At 60.9% G+C, this 18083-nt stretch carries 16 protein-coding genes; 10 read left to right on the top strand and 6 right to left on the bottom strand.

Features of this window, described 5'->3' with window-relative positions; translation table 11 throughout:
- Nucleotides 1–4 precede the first annotated feature (4 nt).
- The gene (locus ACSV9I_RS19245; protein ID WP_054160413.1) at nucleotides 5–793 is read right to left on the bottom strand and encodes a cupin domain-containing protein; all 789 of its coding nucleotides are present in this window, start codon (nucleotides 791–793) and stop codon (nucleotides 5–7) included.
- A gap of 185 nt (nucleotides 794–978) precedes the next feature.
- On the opposite strand from ACSV9I_RS19245, the gene ACSV9I_RS19240 reads away from it, so the two are divergent.
- Entirely contained in the window at nucleotides 979–2259 is a 1281-nt protein-coding gene (locus tag ACSV9I_RS19240) for a 4-aminobutyrate--2-oxoglutarate transaminase (protein ID WP_438330408.1), read from the top strand.
- A gap of 3 nt (nucleotides 2260–2262) precedes the next feature.
- A complete protein-coding gene (locus ACSV9I_RS19235) occupies nucleotides 2263–3747 on the top strand; it encodes an NAD-dependent succinate-semialdehyde dehydrogenase (RefSeq protein WP_438330407.1) in 1485 nt (494 codons plus the stop codon).
- An 18-nt stretch (nucleotides 3748–3765) separates the two neighbouring features.
- On the opposite strand, the gene ACSV9I_RS19230 is transcribed toward ACSV9I_RS19235, so the two are convergent.
- Complete coding sequence (locus ACSV9I_RS19230; RefSeq protein WP_438330406.1) at nucleotides 3766–4710, bottom strand: hydrogen peroxide-inducible genes activator; 945 nt, start codon at nucleotides 4708–4710, stop codon at nucleotides 3766–3768.
- Between the two features lie 105 nt (nucleotides 4711–4815).
- On the opposite strand from ACSV9I_RS19230, the gene ACSV9I_RS19225 reads away from it, so the two are divergent.
- Nucleotides 4816–5046, top strand: a complete 231-nt coding sequence (locus ACSV9I_RS19225; RefSeq protein ID WP_054160399.1) for a DUF465 domain-containing protein — start codon at nucleotides 4816–4818, stop codon at nucleotides 5044–5046.
- A 154-nt stretch (nucleotides 5047–5200) separates the two neighbouring features.
- Here the strand turns inward: ACSV9I_RS19225 and efp are convergent, their stop codons facing one another.
- On the bottom strand, nucleotides 5201–5770 hold the full coding sequence (gene efp / locus ACSV9I_RS19220; RefSeq protein ID WP_054160400.1) for an elongation factor P: 570 nt from the start codon (nucleotides 5768–5770) through the stop codon (nucleotides 5201–5203).
- Between the two features lie 136 nt (nucleotides 5771–5906).
- On the opposite strand from efp, the gene epmA reads away from it, so the two are divergent.
- The 7 genes from epmA to ACSV9I_RS19185 all read left to right on the top strand — a co-directional run bounded on the left by epmA (nucleotide 5907) and on the right by ACSV9I_RS19185 (nucleotide 13966).
- Nucleotides 5907–6974, top strand: coding sequence for an EF-P lysine aminoacylase EpmA (gene epmA, locus ACSV9I_RS19215; protein ID WP_438330405.1), 1068 nt, complete (start codon nucleotides 5907–5909; stop codon nucleotides 6972–6974).
- Nucleotides 6964–8010 carry a lysine-2,3-aminomutase-like protein gene (locus tag ACSV9I_RS19210; protein WP_438330420.1) on the top strand — a complete coding sequence of 349 codons (1047 nt, stop codon included), beginning with the start codon at nucleotides 6964–6966 and terminating at the stop codon, nucleotides 8008–8010. Before epmA ends, ACSV9I_RS19210 begins: the two co-directional genes overlap by 11 nt.
- 159 nt (nucleotides 8011–8169) lie before the next feature.
- Nucleotides 8170–8421 (top strand): acyl carrier protein, encoded by a 252-nt coding sequence (locus ACSV9I_RS19205; protein ID WP_054160414.1) that lies wholly within the window; start codon nucleotides 8170–8172, stop codon nucleotides 8419–8421.
- The gene (locus ACSV9I_RS19200; RefSeq protein ID WP_438330404.1) at nucleotides 8421–9605 is read left to right on the top strand and encodes an acyl-CoA dehydrogenase family protein; all 1185 of its coding nucleotides are present in this window, start codon (nucleotides 8421–8423) and stop codon (nucleotides 9603–9605) included. The genes ACSV9I_RS19205 and ACSV9I_RS19200 overlap by 1 nt, the downstream gene beginning before the upstream one ends.
- A 6-nt stretch (nucleotides 9606–9611) precedes the next feature.
- On the top strand, nucleotides 9612–10520 hold the full coding sequence (locus ACSV9I_RS19195) for an amino acid--[acyl-carrier-protein] ligase (protein WP_054160404.1): 909 nt from the start codon (nucleotides 9612–9614) through the stop codon (nucleotides 10518–10520).
- Nucleotides 10492–11493 carry a DUF1839 family protein gene (locus ACSV9I_RS19190; RefSeq protein WP_438330403.1) on the top strand — a complete coding sequence of 334 codons (1002 nt, stop codon included), beginning with the start codon at nucleotides 10492–10494 and terminating at the stop codon, nucleotides 11491–11493. The genes ACSV9I_RS19195 and ACSV9I_RS19190 overlap by 29 nt, the downstream gene beginning before the upstream one ends.
- A 10-nt stretch (nucleotides 11494–11503) precedes the next feature.
- Nucleotides 11504–13966, top strand: coding sequence for a glycosyl hydrolase 2 galactose-binding domain-containing protein (locus tag ACSV9I_RS19185; RefSeq protein ID WP_438330402.1), 2463 nt, complete (start codon nucleotides 11504–11506; stop codon nucleotides 13964–13966).
- Here ACSV9I_RS19185 and ACSV9I_RS19180 read toward each other — a convergent pair.
- Genes ACSV9I_RS19180 through ACSV9I_RS19170 form a run of 3 tightly spaced genes read right to left on the bottom strand, consistent with a single transcriptional unit; the run spans nucleotide 13951 to nucleotide 18018 of the window.
- Entirely contained in the window at nucleotides 13951–15741 is a 1791-nt protein-coding gene (locus ACSV9I_RS19180; protein ID WP_438330401.1) for an alpha/beta hydrolase, read from the bottom strand. The genes ACSV9I_RS19185 and ACSV9I_RS19180 overlap by 16 nt on opposite strands.
- Entirely contained in the window at nucleotides 15725–16846 is a 1122-nt protein-coding gene (locus tag ACSV9I_RS19175) for a GumK N-terminal domain-containing glycosyltransferase (RefSeq protein ID WP_438330400.1), read from the bottom strand. The genes ACSV9I_RS19180 and ACSV9I_RS19175 overlap by 17 nt, the downstream gene beginning before the upstream one ends.
- A complete protein-coding gene (locus ACSV9I_RS19170) occupies nucleotides 16843–18018 on the bottom strand; it encodes a glycosyltransferase family 4 protein (RefSeq protein WP_438330399.1) in 1176 nt (391 codons plus the stop codon). The genes ACSV9I_RS19175 and ACSV9I_RS19170 overlap by 4 nt, the downstream gene beginning before the upstream one ends.
- Nucleotides 18019–18083 lie beyond the last annotated feature (65 nt).

The following is an 18083-nucleotide window of genomic DNA, read 5'->3' as shown; positions in this document are numbered from 1 at the left end:
GGGGTCAGAACGTCGCCGGCGTGTTGATCCAGATGAGCACGGTCTCGCCATCTGAGACATTCCGCCACGAATGTGGTCGCCGGCTCTCGAAGTAGAAACTGTCTCCAGGACCGAGTTCGAAAAACTGGTCGCCGTCGAGCACGATCTCAAGGTTTCCCTGCAGCATGTGGATGAACTCTTCGCCCTCGTGCTGATAAGCCCCTTCACTTGACGCACCCGGCGCCAGCTGGAAGCGGTTGCATTCCATCTGGTTCCGTCCCTCGGCCAGCACCTGCACGGCCACGCCGGACGATGTGGTCGGCCATGAGGGCCACTTGCCATCGCGAATAAGCGACTCGCCACCGCGCCCCTCCTCCTGCCCGCTTAATGAGGCCAGGGTCGTGCCGAGATGCCGGGCAACCTCATGCAAAGCCGTGAACGAGAGCCCCTGCGAGGTGCGCTCGAATGTCGAGAGCTGCGAGACCGCAACGCCCGTCGCCTGCGCCACACTTTCGAGCGTCCGGCCAGCATCCCGCCGCAAACGACGCATCCGGGTTCCAGGCCTGACATCGCTGGCGTCGATCGCCTCGTCGTCCGGCTCACTCCTGTCTTCGTCAGAAAGGGCTGCCTCATCACGCAGCGTCTCGCGGATTGCTGCGGGGTTCAGTCCCTTTTCACTTCGCAGCCAGGCAATGCGTTTCAGCCGGTCAACAAGCGCCTTGTCATAGACGCGTTGTCCGGTCGCCGTACGGATTGGTTGGATGAGAGATTGGCTCTCCCATAACCTGAGCGTCGACGGCGATACCCCCGCCATGCGGGCAGCTTCAGCAATCTTGAAACGGATCTCGTCCACGGGGGCCCCTTACGGATGTCGCGATCTCGGGTGATAATGCCGAAAAGGCATATTGCAAGTCTACAGAAAAAATGTAGGAAATTATACAGGCGCTCGCTTCGAAGCGAGCGCGCCCCGTGGCAACCCCGTCGCACAGGACGAATACGATGAAGAACGCCGATATCTCAGCTCGCAAGAACGACGCCATCTCCCGCGGCGTTGGCATGACCACGCAGATCTATGCCGACAAGGCGGAGAACGCCGAAATCTGGGATGTCGAGGGCAATCGATACATCGATTTCGCTGGCGGCATTGCGGTTCTCAACACCGGCCATCGCCACCCGAAGGTGGTCGAAGCGGTGAAGGCCCAACTTGACCGTTTCACCCACACTTGCCACCAGGTCGTCCCTTACGAAAACTACGTCGCGCTTGCCGAGCGTCTCAACAAGATCGTACCGGGCAAGTTCGAGAAAAAGACGATCTTCGCGACCACGGGTGCCGAAGCTGTCGAAAACGCCATCAAGATTGCCCGTTGCGCGACGGGCCGGTCGGCCGTCATCGCGTTTACCGGCGGCTTCCATGGTCGCACCTTCCTCGGTATGGCGCTGACCGGCAAGGTCGTGCCCTATAAGGTTGGCTTCGGCCCGATGATGGGTGACGTCTTCCACGTTCCCTTCCCGCTCGAAATGCACGGCATCGATGTCGAAACCTCCCTCGACGTGCTCGACAAGCTGTTCAAGGCCGACGTCGACCCGAAGCGCGTTGCAGCCATCATCCTGGAACCCGTCCAGGGCGAAGGCGGTTTCTATGATGTTCCGCGCGCCCTCATGAAGGCCCTGCGCGAACTCTGCGACGAACACGGCATCCTGCTGGTCGCCGACGAAGTCCAGACCGGCTTCGCCCGCACCGGCAAGCTCTTCGCCATGGAGCATTACGACGTGGTTCCGGACCTGACGACTATGGCCAAGAGCCTCGCGGGCGGCTTCCCGCTGTCTGCCGTCACCGGTCGCGCCGAGCTGATGGATGCCCCCGGCCCCGGCGGCCTCGGCGGCACCTATGCTGGCAATCCGCTGGCGATCGCCGCCGCCCATGCAGTCCTTGACGTGATCGAGGAAGAGCAGCTTTGCGACCGCGCCAACCAGCTCGGCAACCGTCTCAAGCAACGCTTGGAAGCCATCCGCGCAGACGTGCCTCACATCATGGACATCCGTGGCCTCGGCTTCATGAACGCCGTGGAGTTCAAGATCCCGGGAACCGACAAGCCGAACGCGGATTTCACCAATGCGGTACGCGTCAAGGCGCTGGAAAAGGGCCTGATCCTTCTCACCTGCGGCGTCTACAGCAACGTCATCCGCTTCCTCGCCCCGATCACCATTCAGGACGAGGTCTTCAACGAGGCGCTCGACCTGATCGAAGCTTCGATCCGTGAAGTTGCAGCAGGAGCCTGAGGCATGACCCTTTCGAACATTCTGACCGACAAACTCAAGGACCCGACACTGGCGACCGACAAGTCGCTGGTCGGAAACGACTGGCTGGCTGCAAGCCAGTCCGGCAAGACCTTCGAGGTCACCAACCCGGCCACCGGCGAAGTCATCGCAGTACTTCCCGACCTTACCAAGGCTGAAGTCACGAAAGCGGTCGATGCGGCTCACACCGCGCAGAAGGCCTGGGCAAAGAAAACCGGCAAGGAACGTGCCGCCATCCTGCGCAAGTTGAACGACCTGATGGTCGCCAATGCCGACGATCTGGCAACGATCCTGACAATGGAAATGGGCAAACCCTGGCCCGAAGCCCGCGGCGAAATCCTCTACGGCGCATCTTACGTCGAGTGGTTCGCCGAAGAGGCCAAGCGCGTCTACGGTGACACCATTCCCGGCCATCAGGCCGACAAGCGCATCATGGTGATCAAGCAGCCCATCGGCGTGGTCGGCGCCATCACGCCATGGAACTTCCCGAACGCCATGCTCGCCCGCAAGGTGGCTCCAGCGCTTGCCGTCGGCTGCGCGATGGTGTCGAAGCCCGCCGCCCAGACCCCGCTCTCGGCACTGGCGCTTGCCATCCTCGCCGAGCGCGCCGGCTTGCCGGCTGGTCTGTTCTCGGTGCTGACCTCGACCGATGCAGCCATGGTCGGCCAGGAGTTCTGCGCCAATGACAAGGTCCGCAAGTTGACCTTCACCGGCTCCACCAATGTCGGCCGTATCCTGATGCGTCAGGGCGCCGACCAGATCATGAAGCTCGGCCTGGAACTCGGCGGCAATGCGCCCTTCATCGTCTTCGACGATGCAGATCTCGACGCCGCCGTCGAAGGTGCGATGATCTCGAAGTATCGCAATGCCGGCCAGACCTGCGTCTGCGCCAACCGCCTTTACGTGCAGTCTGGCGTTTACGATGCCTTCGCAGCCAAGCTTGCCGAGAAGGTTGCGCAGCTCAAGGTTGGCAATGGTTTCGCGGAAGGCGTGACGACTGGGCCGCTGATCGATGCCAACGCCATTAAAAAGGTCAAGGAACACGTCGCAGACGCCGTGTCGAAGGGCGCCAAGGTCGCGCTCGGCGGCAAGTCGTCGGCCGCAGGCGACCTGTTCTTCGAACCCACCATCCTGACCGGCGTCACAACAGAGATGAAGGTCGCAACCGAAGAAACCTTCGGCCCAGTCGCCCCGCTCTTCAAATTCGAGACGGAAGACGAAGTTGTCGAACTCGCCAATGCGACCGAGTTCGGCCTCGCCTCCTATTTCTACTCGAAGGACATCGCCAAGATCTTCCGGGTCGCGGAAGCCCTCGAATACGGCATGGTCGGTGTCAATACCGGCCTGATTTCCACAGAGGTCGCGCCTTTCGGCGGCATCAAGCAGTCGGGCCTCGGCCGTGAAGGATCGAAATACGGCATCGATGATTATACCGAGATGAAGTACATCTGCCTCGGCGGCATTGCGTAAGACGAGAGCGGTCCCCGGTCATTCCGGGGACCGCCCGGTCCCGGCGGCCAGTTCATCCGTCAGACCTGACGCGACCCGGCGAGCGAGTTCGGCCAGTTGCCGGTAGTGATCTCCACGTGCACTGGTCGCGCGCCAGAAGATCCCGATTTCCCTCATCCCCTGCCAACCAACGATGTTCATCAGTCGGATGTCCTGATCCTTGGCGAATTCCGAGCGGACATAAAATTCCGGAAAGAGCGACAGGCCCATATTGATCGACACCATCTGGCGAATGGCATCGAGGCTTGATCCCTCGTAGTCTTCTGCGACCACGGCACCGGATGCGGCCGAGAAATTGCGCACATCGTCCATAAGTCGGTGCCCCGCGCCGAGGCTGAGAAGTTTCACCCCCGCTAGGTCTGCAAGTTGAATTGTGTCGCGTTCTGCCAGCGGATGCTCCCGGGGGGCTGCGAGAAAAATCCGCTCCCGGCAAATGACTTCGGAGATTAGACCTTCGGAACGCCTGGGCAGTGGACCCAGCCCACAGTCCATCACCCCTTGCAGAACGGTCTCTTCAAGATCCGCCGGCTTTTCTTCGCGGATATAGAGCTTGAGCTCAGGATACTGCTGATGCAAAGGCGGCAACAGATACGGCAGAAAATAGGGACCGAACGAGGGCGCTGTTCCCATTCGCATCATGCCACCGAGATTGCCGATCGAACTGGCGGCGAGTGTACGGATCTCATCGAGCCCATTCAGGATGATCCTCGCCGCTGAGATAACGTCCGTGCCAATGGGCGTCGGCCGGACCTGACCGGGAAGGCGCTCGATGAGTGTCACGCCCAACTGTTTTTCCAGAAGCGCAACCTGCACGGACAATGTGGGCTGGGAGACGTGGCACTGTCGCGCGGCCTCTCCGAAATGCCGACAGTCGTCGAGCGCTACGAGATATTCCAGTTGCCGATGGCTAGGGCGGTAGGGCAAGAGCGACTCCGATAGAGAGGATCTATCGCAATCATATAATCAATGAATTAGAACAATCAAACAGTCGGCATCATATTATGTCTCGTAGGACATAGGAGATCGCTCATGAAACAGCTGCTGAAAGCCCTGAAAGCCCGCCAATCGATCATCGCGGCGACGATCGATGAGGAACAGAGACGCCCTCAGCCCGACGGCATAAGGGTCCGCGCCTTGAAGAAGATCAAGATGCACTTAAAGGAGCAGATCATGGTCCTGGAACGTGGTGACGCGGCGAAAACGGTTCGGTCTCGCATCGGATCGGCCAAACTCGCCCATACCTTGCCGTCTGGGCGATGAGACCCGGATACTGCCGTCATCGCGGGTTATCCGGCGCCGTGTGAAACGCGCCGCGTAACAGATGTAGTCCATCGGATCACCGCGCGGTCACACCGCAAAAAGAAAGCCCGGCATCGATGACGCCGGGCTTTTTGATTGAGGTGCGGTCTACGCCTCAGTTCTTCGCGCGCTCGACGTAGGAATTGTCTTCGGTCGCGATGACGACGCGGACACCGGCGTCAACATGCGGCGGCACCATCGTGCGGATGCCGTTCGACAGGATCGCCGGTTTGTAGGACGACGAAGCCGTCTGGCCCTTGACGACCGGCTCGGTCTCAACGATCTCGAGCGTCACGTGACGCGGAAGCTGGATGGCGAGCGCGACGCCTTCATGCATGGACAGGATGCAGACCATGCCTTCCTGCAGGTAAGCCTTCTGCTCGCCCATGGTCTCAACGTCGACGACGACCTGATCGTAGTTTTCCGGGTTCATGAAGTGGAAGCCTTCACCGTCCTCGTAGAGGAACTGGTGGTTCACGTCTTCAACAAACGCGCGCTCGACCTGCTCGGTCGTGCGCCAGCGCTCCGACACCTTCACGCCATCGACGATGCGGCGCATGTTGACCTGCGTCACCGGTGTGCCCTTGCCCGGGTGAAAGTTCTCGGCCGTCAAAACGACATAGAGCTTGCCGTCGACATCGATAACATTGCCCTTGCGCACGGACGAGGCGATAATCTTGACCATTGGAATTCCTTGTATCTGCGTAAGACCCGTCGTAAAGGACGGCCTCCCGACTGACCTCTTCGAATTTCTGGGGCGCAACTAACCCAAATCCGGGAAAATAGCCAGCCCGCGTTGAGAAAAGGACCGAGATTCCGGCATGATTGACCGCCGAAGTTCAGCGCCCCCTTGGTGGACCCCGTCTGCCCATGCGGATCGGCGCCCCTTCCTTGTCGGACGCAACCGGATCCAGGCTGCCTTCCGCGCACACTTCGCCGTTTCGGATTTTGTCGAAGTCGATACCGCTACCCTGCAGATTTCGCCCGGAAACGAGGCCCATCTGCACGCATTTGCCACGCAGGCCATCGGCCATGACAGGACCTCGGTTCCGCTTTACCTGCACACATCGCCCGAATTTGCCTGCAAGAAGCTTCTCGCAGCCGGCGAGACGCGCATCGCCTGCTTCGCCCATGTCTACCGCAATCGCGAACGCGGGCCCTTGCACCACCCGGAATTCACCATGCTGGAATGGTACCGCGTCGGCGAACGCTACGAGCAGCTGATGGCAGACTGCGCAAGCCTTCTGGCGCTTGCAGCCGAAACATCAGGAACACGGCAGTTCGCCTATGGCAATAAGGCCTGTGATCCATTCGCGGCACCCGAGCGCCTTTCCGTCGCCGATGCCTTCACGCGCTACGCAGGCATAGACCTGCTTGCCACCATCGCAGCCGACGGCAGCACAGACCGTGAAAATCTGGCCGCACAGATGCGCGACCAAGGCCTGCGCGTTGCGGACGATGATACCTGGGCCGATCTCTTCAGCCGCGTCATCGTGGAGAAGGTGGAACCGAACCTCGGCAACAGCCGCCCGACGATCCTCGACCGCTATCCGGTTGCCGAAGCAGCATTGGCGCGCCCCTGCCCCGATGATCCGAGGGTTGCCGAACGTTTTGAACTCTATGCCTGCGGCGTCGAACTCGCCAATGCCTTCGGCGAATTGACCGACCCGAACGAACAGCGCCGGCGTTTCGAGGCCGAGATGGTCGAGAAAAACCGCATCTATGGCGAGACCTATCCGCTCGACGAAGACTTTCTCGACGCGCTCTCGATTATGCCCGAAGCCTCCGGCATCGCGCTCGGCTTCGACCGTCTGGTCATGCTGGCGACCGGCGCCCTGCGCATCGACCAGGTGATCTGGGCGCCAGTTGCGGAGACACATCTTGGCTGATGCCACGCTTCGCAGCATTGAGGATCTGGTCTCTGCGGGCCTCATCTCCGATGAAAGCGCGAAGGGTCTCGCCCCTGTTGCGTCACGCTATGCGATCGCTTTGACGCCGGCCGTTCTCGACCTCATCGATCCGAACGATCCCAACGACCCGATCGCTGCGCAATATCTGCCCACCCCAGCCGAACTGACCGAGCATCCGGCAGAGCGCGACGATCCAATCGGCGACAGACCGCACACGCCGGTGGAAGGTATCGTCCATCGCTATCCGGACCGGGTTCTGCTGAAGCTTCTGCATGTCTGTCCGGTCTACTGCCGCTTCTGCTTCCGCCGAGAAATGGTCGGACCGGAAGGAGACGGCACGCTGAACGCCGAACAGATCGGCAAGGCGCTCGACTACATCCACTCGGACAGCCGCATCTGGGAAGTCATCCTGACCGGTGGTGACCCGCTGATCCTCTCACCCCGCAGACTGCGCGATGTGATGCTGCAATTGGCCTCGATCGAGCATGTGAAGATTGTCCGTATTCACAGCCGCGTGCCAGTTGCCGATCCGGGCCGGATCACCCAGGAGCTTCTGGACGCGCTGAAATCGAGCGGCAAGTCCGTTTACGTGGCGCTTCACGCAAACCACGCTCGCGAGATGACTGAGAATGCGCGAGCCGCCTGCGCACGCCTGATCGATGCCGGCATCACCATGGTTAGTCAGAGCGTTCTCCTCAAGGGTGTCAATGACGACGCCGATACGCTCGCGGATCTGATGCGCGCCTTCGTCGAGAGCAGGATCAAGCCCTACTATCTCCATCATCCCGACATGGCGCCCGGAACGGGCCACTTCCGCCTGACGATTGCCGAGGGGCAGGCGATCATGCGGGAACTGCGCAACAGGATTTCTGGTCTTTGCATCCCCCATTACATCCTCGATTTGCCCGGCGGCCACGGCAAGATTGAGGCCGGCCACGCCGCACTGCAAGAAATTGAACCAAATCGATACATCATCCTCGACCGAGTGGGCGAGGAACACGTTTACCCGGCGTAGCAGACGCTTTAGCGCTCATTACAGGCTACGCCCAGCCTTCCGAACCCGCCTCCAGATACCATTCAGTCGAAGTTTACCCAATTGTTTAGCGGAAACTTCGTCTTTCCTAGGTAAGAAATCGCTCAATAAAAATTCCGAGCGATGATCTGGGAGAAAACGATGAACGACACCATTCGCGCACTTGTCACGAAGCTTGGCGGCCTGCCGGTTGCAGTCGATACGCTCGCAGACGACGCAGACCTTTATGCAGCCGGCCTTTCTTCCTTCGCCTCCGTGCAACTAATGCTCGGCCTCGAAGAAGCCTTCGACATGGAGTTCCCGGATCATCTCCTGAACCGCAAGTCCTTTGCCAGCATCGCGGCGATCGAAGCGACAGTGAACACCATTCTCGGGGACAGAAAGGTCGCCTGATGGATCTCTCGAGCACGTCCTCAACAGAGGTCAGCCTGAAGGCGCGTGCGGCGCGTGTGGCAAAGGTCGCCGCCGCCCATGCCGATGATGTCGACAAGGTCGGTCGCTTCCCAAAGGAAGCGGTCGAGGCGCTAAAGGCCGAACGCCTGATGGGCATCCAGATCCCCGTCGATTGCGGCGGCGAAGGCCGATCGACGTCGGAGATTGCTGAAGTCTGCACCATCCTGGCACAGGCCTGCGCCGCCAGCGCCATGATCTTCGCCATGCACCAGATCAAGGTTTCGAGCCTGGTCTCGCACGGTACGGATGCCAGCTGGCATCGCGACTTCATGCGCCGTGTTTGCGACGAGCAGATGCTGCTCGGCTCGGCGACCACAGAAGGTGGCATCGGCGGAAACCTGCGCAATTCGATCTGCGCCATTGAGGTCGATGGCGATATCTGCCGACTGGAAAAGGATGCGACAGTCATTTCCTACGGCAAACATGCCGATGCGATCCTGATCACATCGCGCGCCCACAAGGATGCCCCGCCCAGCGACCAGGTCATGACCGTCTTCCTCAAGGATCAGTATAGCCTTGAGCAGACCCATGTCTGGGATACGATGGGCATGCGCGGCACCTGTTCCGACGGCTTCATTTTCAAGGGCGAGGCACCAGCCGTCCAAATCCTGCCGAAACCCTTTGCCGAGATCGCCGCCCAGTCGATGCTGGCAAGCTCGCATCTGCTCTGGAGCGCCCTCTGGTACGGCATCGCCGTCGACGCCTTCACCAAGGCCCAGACCTTCGTGCGCGCGGCTGCCCGCAAAGCACCCGGAACGCAACCGCCAGGGCTCGTGCAACTGGCGGAAATGTCGAGCCAGCTTCAGGTGATCCGCTCAAACATCCTTCAGGGTCTCGCATCCTACGAGACCGCACTCGCAGACCACGACCGGCTGTCCTCGATGGCTTTTGCCGTCGCGATGAACAACGTGAAGATTGCCTCCTCCGAGATGATCCTGCCCGTTATCAACCAGGCGCTCCGGATCTGCGGCATCATGGGGTACAAGAACGGTACGCCGTTCAGCCTGGGCCGCCACCTGCGCGACGCACACTCCGCCGAACTGATGATTTCCAACGATCGCATCCTCGGCAATACGTCGACAATGCTGCTCGTCCACAAACAAGAAACCGGACTTTTGGGGTAAACGGACATGGATATGCAGGTAAGCTTTCTGGACCGTCTCTTCGAGAGCGGCCTTCTGATCGAAACCGGCGTCGACGGCCTTTATGGTCGCAGCGGCCAGTTTGAGGACGTGATTGCAGCCTTTGAGCGGCTCATCGATCGCATTGGCGGCGCCGACGGTGCGGAGGCGATCCGCTTTCCGCCCGGCATGAACGTCGCCTACTTCGAGAAAAGCGGCTACATGAAGAGCTTCCCGCAGCTCGCCGGTACCGTGCATTCTTTTTGCGGCAACGACCACGACCACATGAGCCTCCTCCAGTGCATGGAAGAGGGCAAGGACTGGACGAAGGAGCAAAAGGCGACGGATATCGCGCTGACGCCAGCCGCCTGCTATCCGCTCTATCCAACGGTGGCCAAGCGCGGCCCGATTTCGAACAAGGGCGGTCTCTACGACCTGCAATCCTATTGCTTCCGCCACGAGCCGTCGAAAGATCCAGCCCGCCAGCAGTTGTTCCGCATGCGCGAATATGTCTGCATGGGCACCGAGGCCCATGTCACCACCTTCCGCCAGACCTGGATGGATCGCGGTGTCGAGATGATGAAGTCGATCGGCCTCGACGTTGAAATCGATGTGGCGAACGACCCCTTCTTCGGCCGCGCCGGTCGCTTGCTCGCCAACAACCAGCGCGACCAGAACCTGAAGTTCGAGCTGCTCATTCCTGTCACCTCGCAGGCCAACAAGACGGCCTGCATGAGCTTCAACTATCACCAGGACGCCTTCGGCCAAAAATGGGGTCTGAACCTTGAAGACGGTTCTGTCGCCCATACCGCCTGCGTCGGTTTCGGCCTGGAGCGCATCGCACTTGCCCTCTTCGCCAAACATGGCCTCGATGTCGCCGTCTGGCCCGATGCCGTCCGCAAGACGCTCTGGGGCTGATCACGTGACGACATCCGTCTTTCCCGGCCTTGATCCGGCCCGGTACCAACCCCATGCGCTGCATTCAAGCGAGCGCATGTGGCCGGAGACCAATTGCTACGTCGATCTCTGGATCGAAGTTCTCTCCGCCCAGGGCTCGCACCCGGAAGCCATGCTTGGCTTCACGCTGACCCAGGATTTCGAGGGCGACCAGTTCACCTTCTTCAAGGTACCGCTGGAGGATCTGGAAGCGCTTTACGGCATCCGCGCCACGGAACTTGCGATCTTCGACAGCGTCGAGGCGCATGTTCAGGCGCAAATCGGGCGCGGCCGTCTCTGCCTCGTCGAGATGGACAGCTTCTTCATGCCCGACACCCGCGGTGTCGGCTATCGTCAGGACCACGGCAAGACCACGGTTGGCATCAACCGACTGGATATGGCAGGCCGCGTGATGGACTATTTCCACAATGGCGGCTTCTTCCGGCTCGAGGGCGAGGATTTCGACGGCGTCTTCCAACTGGATGCACCTGAGGGTGCCCTGCCCTTTCTGCCCTACACCGAATTTGCCAAGTTCCCGGTTGAGCCGACGTCACTGGGTCACCAGCGCGATGTCGCCCACCGGCTCCTGAAGCAGCATTTCGCCCGGCACCCGGACGCCAATCCGATCGCCGCCTTCGCCAAGGAATTCCCGGCGCAGGTCGAGGCAGTAGCCGAACGCCCCTTCGGCTACTTCCACAAATATGCCTTCAACACGCTTCGACAGTTCGGCGCGAATTTCGAGCTTCTGGCGAGCCACCTCGCCTGGCTGGATACGGCCGCCCATGCTAATGCGATGAAAGCCGCCCTTGCGATCTCGGAAAATGCCAAAAGCGTCCAGTTCCAGCTGGCGCGCGCCGTAACCCGGAAGAAATTCGATGCGCTAGGCCAAGCCCTTGATCCCGCCATTGCCGGCTGGGATCGGCTGATGGATGATCTGAAGCCCCACTTGGCTTGAAAGGACGCACATGACCACGAGGATCTATCTCGGAGCGGACATCCGCCCGCTCGAGCATGGATGGACACTCCTGGTCACCGAACCCGGTCGCCACCAAACGCCTTCCGACGTCCACCGGCCCGCCGCCCGCATTCCGGCATCAGTTCCCGGCACGGTTGCCGGAGCATTGACGGATGCCGGACTGTTCGACCCGGCCGCCCCGTCGCCGCTGCATGACAAGGACATCTGGTATTTCCGATCGCTGGAAGGTGAAGCTTCGGGACCTGCCGTGCTGCGCTTCGAAGGGCTGGCAACGCTCGCCGAGATCTACATCAACGGAAACCTCATGCTGACGAGCGACAGCATGTTCGAGAGCCACGACCTGTCGGTGGATCTCACTGGCGACGACGATCTGGCAATCTGTTTCCGCGCCCTTCAACCGCGCCTTGATGCCAAAGGTCCGCGCGCGCGCTGGCGGCCGCAGATGATGGATCACCAGGGATTGCGGCTTGTGCGAACGAGCCTGCTCGGCCGCATGCCCGGCTGGTGCCCATCGATCCATCCGACAGGCCCCTACCGCCCGATCCTCTTGATCCGCCCCGGTCGTGATACGATCGGCGAACTCCATATCCAGACCGATTTCGATGAGGCCGGCACCGGGCTCCTCTCGGTTCGCCTTCAAGCCGAGCCAGGCCGTAGCGTCGTCCTGCGTTGCGCGGGCGTCGCCGCAGAACTGGAAGCCGGATCCGATGGCGCGATCAACGCCTCGATGCGACTGCCCGGGATCGAGCCCTGGTGGCCGCGAACCCACGGCAATCCGACCCTGCATGAACTCGATCTCATCCTTGACGGCCAGGTTCACCCCCTTGGTCTCGTCGGGTTCCGCCGCATCGACATTGACCGTGGAGATGACGGCAAAAGCTTCGGGCTTCGCGTCAACGGCACCCCCGTTTTCTGCCGCGGTGCCGTCTGGACCAATGCCGATATCCTGCGCCTCCCCGGATCCGCCGAAGCCTATGCGCCTTGGCTGATGAAGGCAGCCGAGGCCAATATGAACATGATCCGCATCGGCGGAACCATGACCTATGAGAGCCGCGAATTCTTCAGCCTGTGCGACCAGCTTGGTCTGTTGATCTGGCAAGATCTGATGTTCGCCAATTACGACTATCCCTTCGCCGACGCGGATTTTGCGGCACAAGCCCAAAGCGAGGCCGAAACTCTCCTTGCACAATTGCAGGGACATCCCTCGCTTGCAGTCATCTCTGGGGGAAGCGAAGTTTTCCAGCAGGGTGCCATGCTCGGCCTTCCACAGAAGAGCTGGAACGGGGACTTCTTCAACTCCACCCTGGCCGAGATTGCTAAGACCGGTCGTCCCGATTGCGCTTACGTCCCCAATTCACCCTTCGGCGGCGCCATGCCTTTTGCCCCGAATGCGGGCGTCACGCATTACTATGGCGTCGGCGCCTATCAGCAACCGCTGGAGGATGCCCGCCGTGCCGAGGTGCGTTTTGCCGCCGAATGCCTAGCCTTTGCCCATGTGCCACAGCAGGCAACGCTTGACCAACATCTTCCCGTTCCACCCGTCCATGATCCACGCTGGAAGGCCCGCGTGCCGCGTGATCGCTCCGCCTCCTGGGATTTCGAGGATATCAGGGACCACTACCTGCAGGATCTCTACGGCGTCGATCCGGCAAGGTTACGTCGTGAAGATCCGGCGCGTTATCTCGATTTCTCCCGCGCGGTGACAGCCGAGGTTATCAGCGAAACCTACGGCGAATGGCGGCGCGAGGGATCGACCTGCAAGGGTGCACTTGTGTGGACCCTGCAAGATCTGGAAGCTGGACCGGGCTGGGGTGTGATTGACGCAACGGGCGAGCCGAAGCCGGTCTGGTATGGCCTGAAGCGCGCCTTCCGTCCGGTTCAGGTGATCCTGACCAATGAAGGCACCAATGGCCTCGCGATCCATCTCGTCAATGACACCCAGGCGACCGTCGAAGCAACGCTGGATCTGGCCTGCCTGAGAAATGGCCGCCAGCCGTCCGCACGCGGCAGAGCCGCCGTAACGCTGAAGCCGCACTCGGTCGAAACGCTCCCGGCAACGGATGTCTTCGGCGCCTTTTTCGACACCACCTACGCCTTCCGATTCGGCCCGCCCTCGCATGACGTGACCGTGGCTTCGCTTCTAAGCACAGACGGGACGATGCTGTCCGAGGCGTTTCATTTCCCGCTTGGCAGGCGAGAAGCGCTGCATCGGCCGCAATTTGAGCATCGACTGGAACAGCGCGAAGGCGTCTGGTGTCTCGATATCCGCAGCGACACCCTTGCCCAGTCCATCCATGTCGATTGCGAAGACTATCGTTCCGACGACGACTGGTTCCATCTGGCGCCGGGTGTTTGGAAGACGGTTCGGCTCATCGCACGCGGCACGCCTGGCGCCGCGCCTCGCGGCTCCCTGCGCAGCCTTGGCGGTCATAACTCTTACGGCTTTTCCTGAACCACGGCCTGAGATTTTGCCGAAACACGGGCCGCCAGATCAATGAGCGCATCCCGATAGGCGTCGCGGGCAAAGGCAGGGCTCAGATTGTGATCCGCGCCAGCCAGGATTGTCAGCCGCATGTCGCCAAAGCTTCGAAGACCACGGCCATCGGCGCCGAAAAGTGACGCAAAATGCTCGAAGCCGACATCACCTTCGCTATAGATGAGATCGACGCTGACATTTCGCGCACCAAGCGTCCGAAAGGCGTTCAGGATCGATCGGCGGCGCGGGGCAATACCGGGCAGTCGCCCGAGAAGGGGTAAGCTGAGCCGCCAGATCCGCCCGGCGATCGCCAGCACGATGTTCTTGAGGGCCGCGGCGATATCCACCTCACCGCGCAGCAGGCGTTTGAAGGTACCACCCTGCAGCAGCCGGCTGCCATAGTCATCCAGCGAACGCGGCGCGCCCTGCAACGCAACATCGACGTCCAGGGTAGGGTCCCATTCGAAGACGTAAGGGTTGACTGCGATCAACCCGTCGATCCGGCTGTCTGCGACCGCTGACCGGAAGGCGAGATAGGCACCACTGCATCGACCGGCCACGATTACGGGCCCATCATGCAAGGTCCGAAGGACGTCAAGCGCCTCACTCACATCGATCAACTGGTGATCATCATAAAGCACCTGTTTCGGCGCGCCCGGCCGGGGCGGACTGTCTGCGACACTCGCACCATCGAACCGAAGCGAAGCAATGCCGGCAGCCGCCAGCTCCCGAGCCAGGGTGACCGAAGAGCGCCCCCATCCAGCGTGGCGATCATAGGCAGTGCCCAGAAGCAGAACGGCCGCAGATGGCCTAGGCTTTGCAGGCTGGCAGAAGGCGCCCTGCAAACCCGATCCGAACGTGATCGGACGTTCGGAAAAGTTCGACCCAACCAGAAGGCAGGGTGCCGGATCCATAGATGTGCGTGGTTGCGCACCCGTCTCTTCCCGCACAAAACCAAACAGCCACTCGACGAGATCGTCGATCAAAGGATCAGGCAACCGGGAAATGGCAGGGTTCGCCACGAAGGAATCATAGCCGGCATAGACTGTCCGCGTCAGGGCCGCCCCCAAGGCCGCCAGTCCATCCGCGATCCCCGCTTCCGCTGCCCGTTCTGGCCGGGAAGCAACGAAGGCATGGCTGAGCGAAGGCAAGGAAGCCTCCACGAGGGTCAAAGTCTTGAGGTCCGCAGCGACCCCTTGCGGCAGGATATGCCCACCGATCGACGGCCGGTCCGTGATCCTATACGCCTCGGCAAGTCCGAGACCCTCATCCACCATCCGCGACCAGATTTGTAACTCCCGCAGATAGGCACGACCGGAGGTCACGGGCGCAAGGCAGGCGACGGCATCAACCGCGTCCATTCGCCCCGCCATGCGCAGAGCGAGCGTGGCCCCGAGACCATGACCGACGAGAATGATCCGCCTGCATCGTGAAAGAGCACAAAGCGCATCGGCAGCAGCGACAATCGTTTTTTCCCAGAGGTCGAGGTCGACAGAGCCTTGCGGACCGTCCAGTGCATCCCCGGTGCCAGGATGGTCGAAGCGCAGACTGGGCAATCCAATCACGGCAATCCGCTCGGCCGTGATCCGCCAGAGTTTGCGCAGACACATGTCCTCAAGCCCGAACGGGCTGACGAACAGAACTGCGGCATCCGAATGCAAAGCACCGGTCGGCTGAAAAAGACCAACCGTATCGGCAAAGGTTACTGGCTGCACTACCGGTTGGTCGACCACCTCAGCCCTCATCAGCATTGAAGATCGTATCGACCACTTGCTTCCACGTCCGGATCGAGGAGGTGTCGATGGCCAGATGATCCATGGCTTTTGCCTTTTCGAAGGCAGCGCATACGCTTCCCGGATCAGCGGGATCATAGGCACAGACATGGTCACGGCCGGCGGCGGCGAAACGCGGTGCGACAATCGGCAGATGGCAGTAGCTGTACTGGATCATCTTCAGGCTCGACTGGCTGAGATAGTCGGCGCCATCGCCCTCGCGATAGGGCGCCAGGCCCACATCGGCATGTTTGATAAAGGGCACGATGATATCGAAAGGCACTTCCCCGTGCACGACGATGTTCGGCAAGCGTTCCAGCGGCAGTGCCTTCTTGCCGAAGAGATGGAAGGTCCAGTCATGATTGGCCCGCGCCAGAACATCGATGACATCTGCATCGAACTTCATGTCCCCGACGCTGACCGCTTGTCGAGGACCCGCATAGGGGTTGGAAACCGCGCGGTCGAAGGCATCCTTGCTAATACCGTGCGGCAGGAAAATCACGGGCGCGTCTGCGGGAAAATCGGACCGCATCGCCTCCGCCATGATCCGAACGCTGTCATAGAGCCCGATGGTCGCCGCCAATTGTTTGCCTACACAGGGATGGGTGCCGATCGTCTCCAGCCGGTCCGCCGCATGATAGATGAACCGGGCTTCAGGAGCGAAGCGCCGCAACCTACGGGTCAGAAGCGGTGACGGACCGCTTTCCACCACAACATGCGTATAGTTCGGCAAGCGATCGAGCACGGCTCTGGGTAAAAACTGCGGGTAGGCACAGTAGAGAGGCATGACGAGCGCATTCAACAAGCGATTGCGCAGATTGACCGGATGATAGGGCGCAATCCAGATGAATTGCTCCAACCGCTCGCGAAAGGTCTCCCAGCGATTGGCCGGATGACGCATAGCCTGCTCGTAGCGGCCATCCTTGATGAAGCGGCTGATCGGACTGAGGCGGCAGACGAGAAAGTCGACGTGGTCGCCATCCTCCAGCAACTGTTCCGCCATGAAATGCAGATCGACACGCCGGGGGGAGTCGGCGAAATGCTGGCCAGTCACGATCAGGACGCGGTTCTTGCCCTTTGTCATCCGGCTCTCCCCGATCTGCGGCCCGACAGGATATGCCGATAAAGATCGATATGTCGGTCGCAGACGCCGCCCCAGTCATGTTGGCTTGCCGCAAGCATCATCTCTTCCCGCATAGCCGGCTTGTCCAGCAGCATGGCGAAAGCCTGCTCGACCTTGGCCGCCGCCACCTGCGGATGCGCGAAGTCTGTAAGCCCGACCCCGGCATGACTGTCTGCCAGAACGCGGTAGGCCGCATTGTCGTGGAGGACAGGAAGAAGCCCGGCACTCATGGCTTCAACGGCAACCAGCCCAAAGCCTTCATAGTCGGACGCAGACACGAAAACCGAGCATTCGCCGAGCACCTTGCGCACCTCTTCATCCGTGACGCCTACATGCAAGGTCACGGCACCGCCGAGACGACGCGTCGCGATTTCCCGCTCAAGATCGCGGGACGAGAGATCCGATGGCGAGCCGATGATATCGAGCCGCCAGTCGGGCGCGCTCGATCTGAGCTGAACAAGCATGTCGAGCAGGCGCTCAAGGCGCTTGTTGACCGAGAACCGCCCGATCGTCACGAGCCGTCGAACGGGTACGGTCGACGACAAACCGGCAAACTTGCCGATATCGACACCGTTTTCGATCAGCCGGGTCCGCGAGCCGGTAATCGGCAGGAAGCGATCACGATCAGACTGGCTGCAACAGATCACGGCATCATAGGCGAGCCCGGAAAGACGCGTGGCAGTCTGAAACCAGATCTTTTTCAGGAGCGCATGCTTCTGGGTATGGAAAAAGCCGCCATGCGTGGTCGCGACCAGCGGCTTGCCATGCAAGACACGTGTCCATGCCAGGGCATCATAGAAGAAGTCGATCCCGTGGACATGCACTAGGTCGGCGTCGCGGACATGGCTGAAGACGGAGGGAGCGATCGGATAACGGCTGCTGCCCCGCCAGGGAATACGCACCACATCGACGCCATCAATGATGTCCCGCGGTGAGAGCGTATTGTCCGGATCCCGAAACAATCGATCGAGCGTCACGGCCCGGACGCGCCAGCCCTTCGCGAGAAGCGAGCGACTGAGGTTTGCGACGACATCCTCCAGCCCACCGCGGCTCGGCGTGTATTGGCGGACAATCTGCACCACCAGCGGCGCGCGCTCATCGCTTCGGCGATTGTCGATCTGGGCCCTCGTCATGATCCTGTTCCGTCGCCTGCTATCTAAATTCCTGGCCCGAAAACCTCTCTCGGACATACCCGCAA

It is taken from the genome of Rhizobium sp. G187 (assembly GCF_051549525.1).
In the GTDB taxonomy this organism is placed as follows: domain Bacteria; phylum Pseudomonadota; class Alphaproteobacteria; order Rhizobiales; family Rhizobiaceae; genus Allorhizobium.
Note: the sequence above shows the minus strand (reverse complement) of the source record. Positions and strands in the feature narration are given on the sequence as shown.

Coding starts and splice junctions, on each gene's coding strand:
- ACSV9I_RS19245 (WP_054160413.1), bottom strand. CDS start 793: ATGGCGGGGGTATCGCCGTCGACGCTCAGGTTATGGGAGAGCCAATCT.
- ACSV9I_RS19240 (WP_438330408.1), top strand. CDS start 979: ATGAAGAACGCCGATATCTCAGCTCGCAAGAACGACGCCATCTCCCGC.
- ACSV9I_RS19235 (WP_438330407.1), top strand. CDS start 2,263: ATGACCCTTTCGAACATTCTGACCGACAAACTCAAGGACCCGACACTG.
- ACSV9I_RS19225 (WP_054160399.1), top strand. CDS start 4,816: ATGAAACAGCTGCTGAAAGCCCTGAAAGCCCGCCAATCGATCATCGCG.
- efp (WP_054160400.1), bottom strand. CDS start 5,770: ATGGTCAAGATTATCGCCTCGTCCGTGCGCAAGGGCAATGTTATCGAT.
- epmA (WP_438330405.1), top strand. CDS start 5,907: ATGATTGACCGCCGAAGTTCAGCGCCCCCTTGGTGGACCCCGTCTGCC.
- ACSV9I_RS19205 (WP_054160414.1), top strand. CDS start 8,170: ATGAACGACACCATTCGCGCACTTGTCACGAAGCTTGGCGGCCTGCCG.
- ACSV9I_RS19200 (WP_438330404.1), top strand. CDS start 8,421: ATGGATCTCTCGAGCACGTCCTCAACAGAGGTCAGCCTGAAGGCGCGT.
- ACSV9I_RS19195 (WP_054160404.1), top strand. CDS start 9,612: ATGGATATGCAGGTAAGCTTTCTGGACCGTCTCTTCGAGAGCGGCCTT.
- ACSV9I_RS19190 (WP_438330403.1), top strand. CDS start 10,492: ATGCCGTCCGCAAGACGCTCTGGGGCTGATCACGTGACGACATCCGTC.
- ACSV9I_RS19185 (WP_438330402.1), top strand. CDS start 11,504: ATGACCACGAGGATCTATCTCGGAGCGGACATCCGCCCGCTCGAGCAT.
- ACSV9I_RS19180 (WP_438330401.1), bottom strand. CDS start 15,741: ATGCTGATGAGGGCTGAGGTGGTCGACCAACCGGTAGTGCAGCCAGTA.
- ACSV9I_RS19175 (WP_438330400.1), bottom strand. CDS start 16,846: ATGACAAAGGGCAAGAACCGCGTCCTGATCGTGACTGGCCAGCATTTC.
- ACSV9I_RS19170 (WP_438330399.1), bottom strand. CDS start 18,018: ATGACGAGGGCCCAGATCGACAATCGCCGAAGCGATGAGCGCGCGCCG.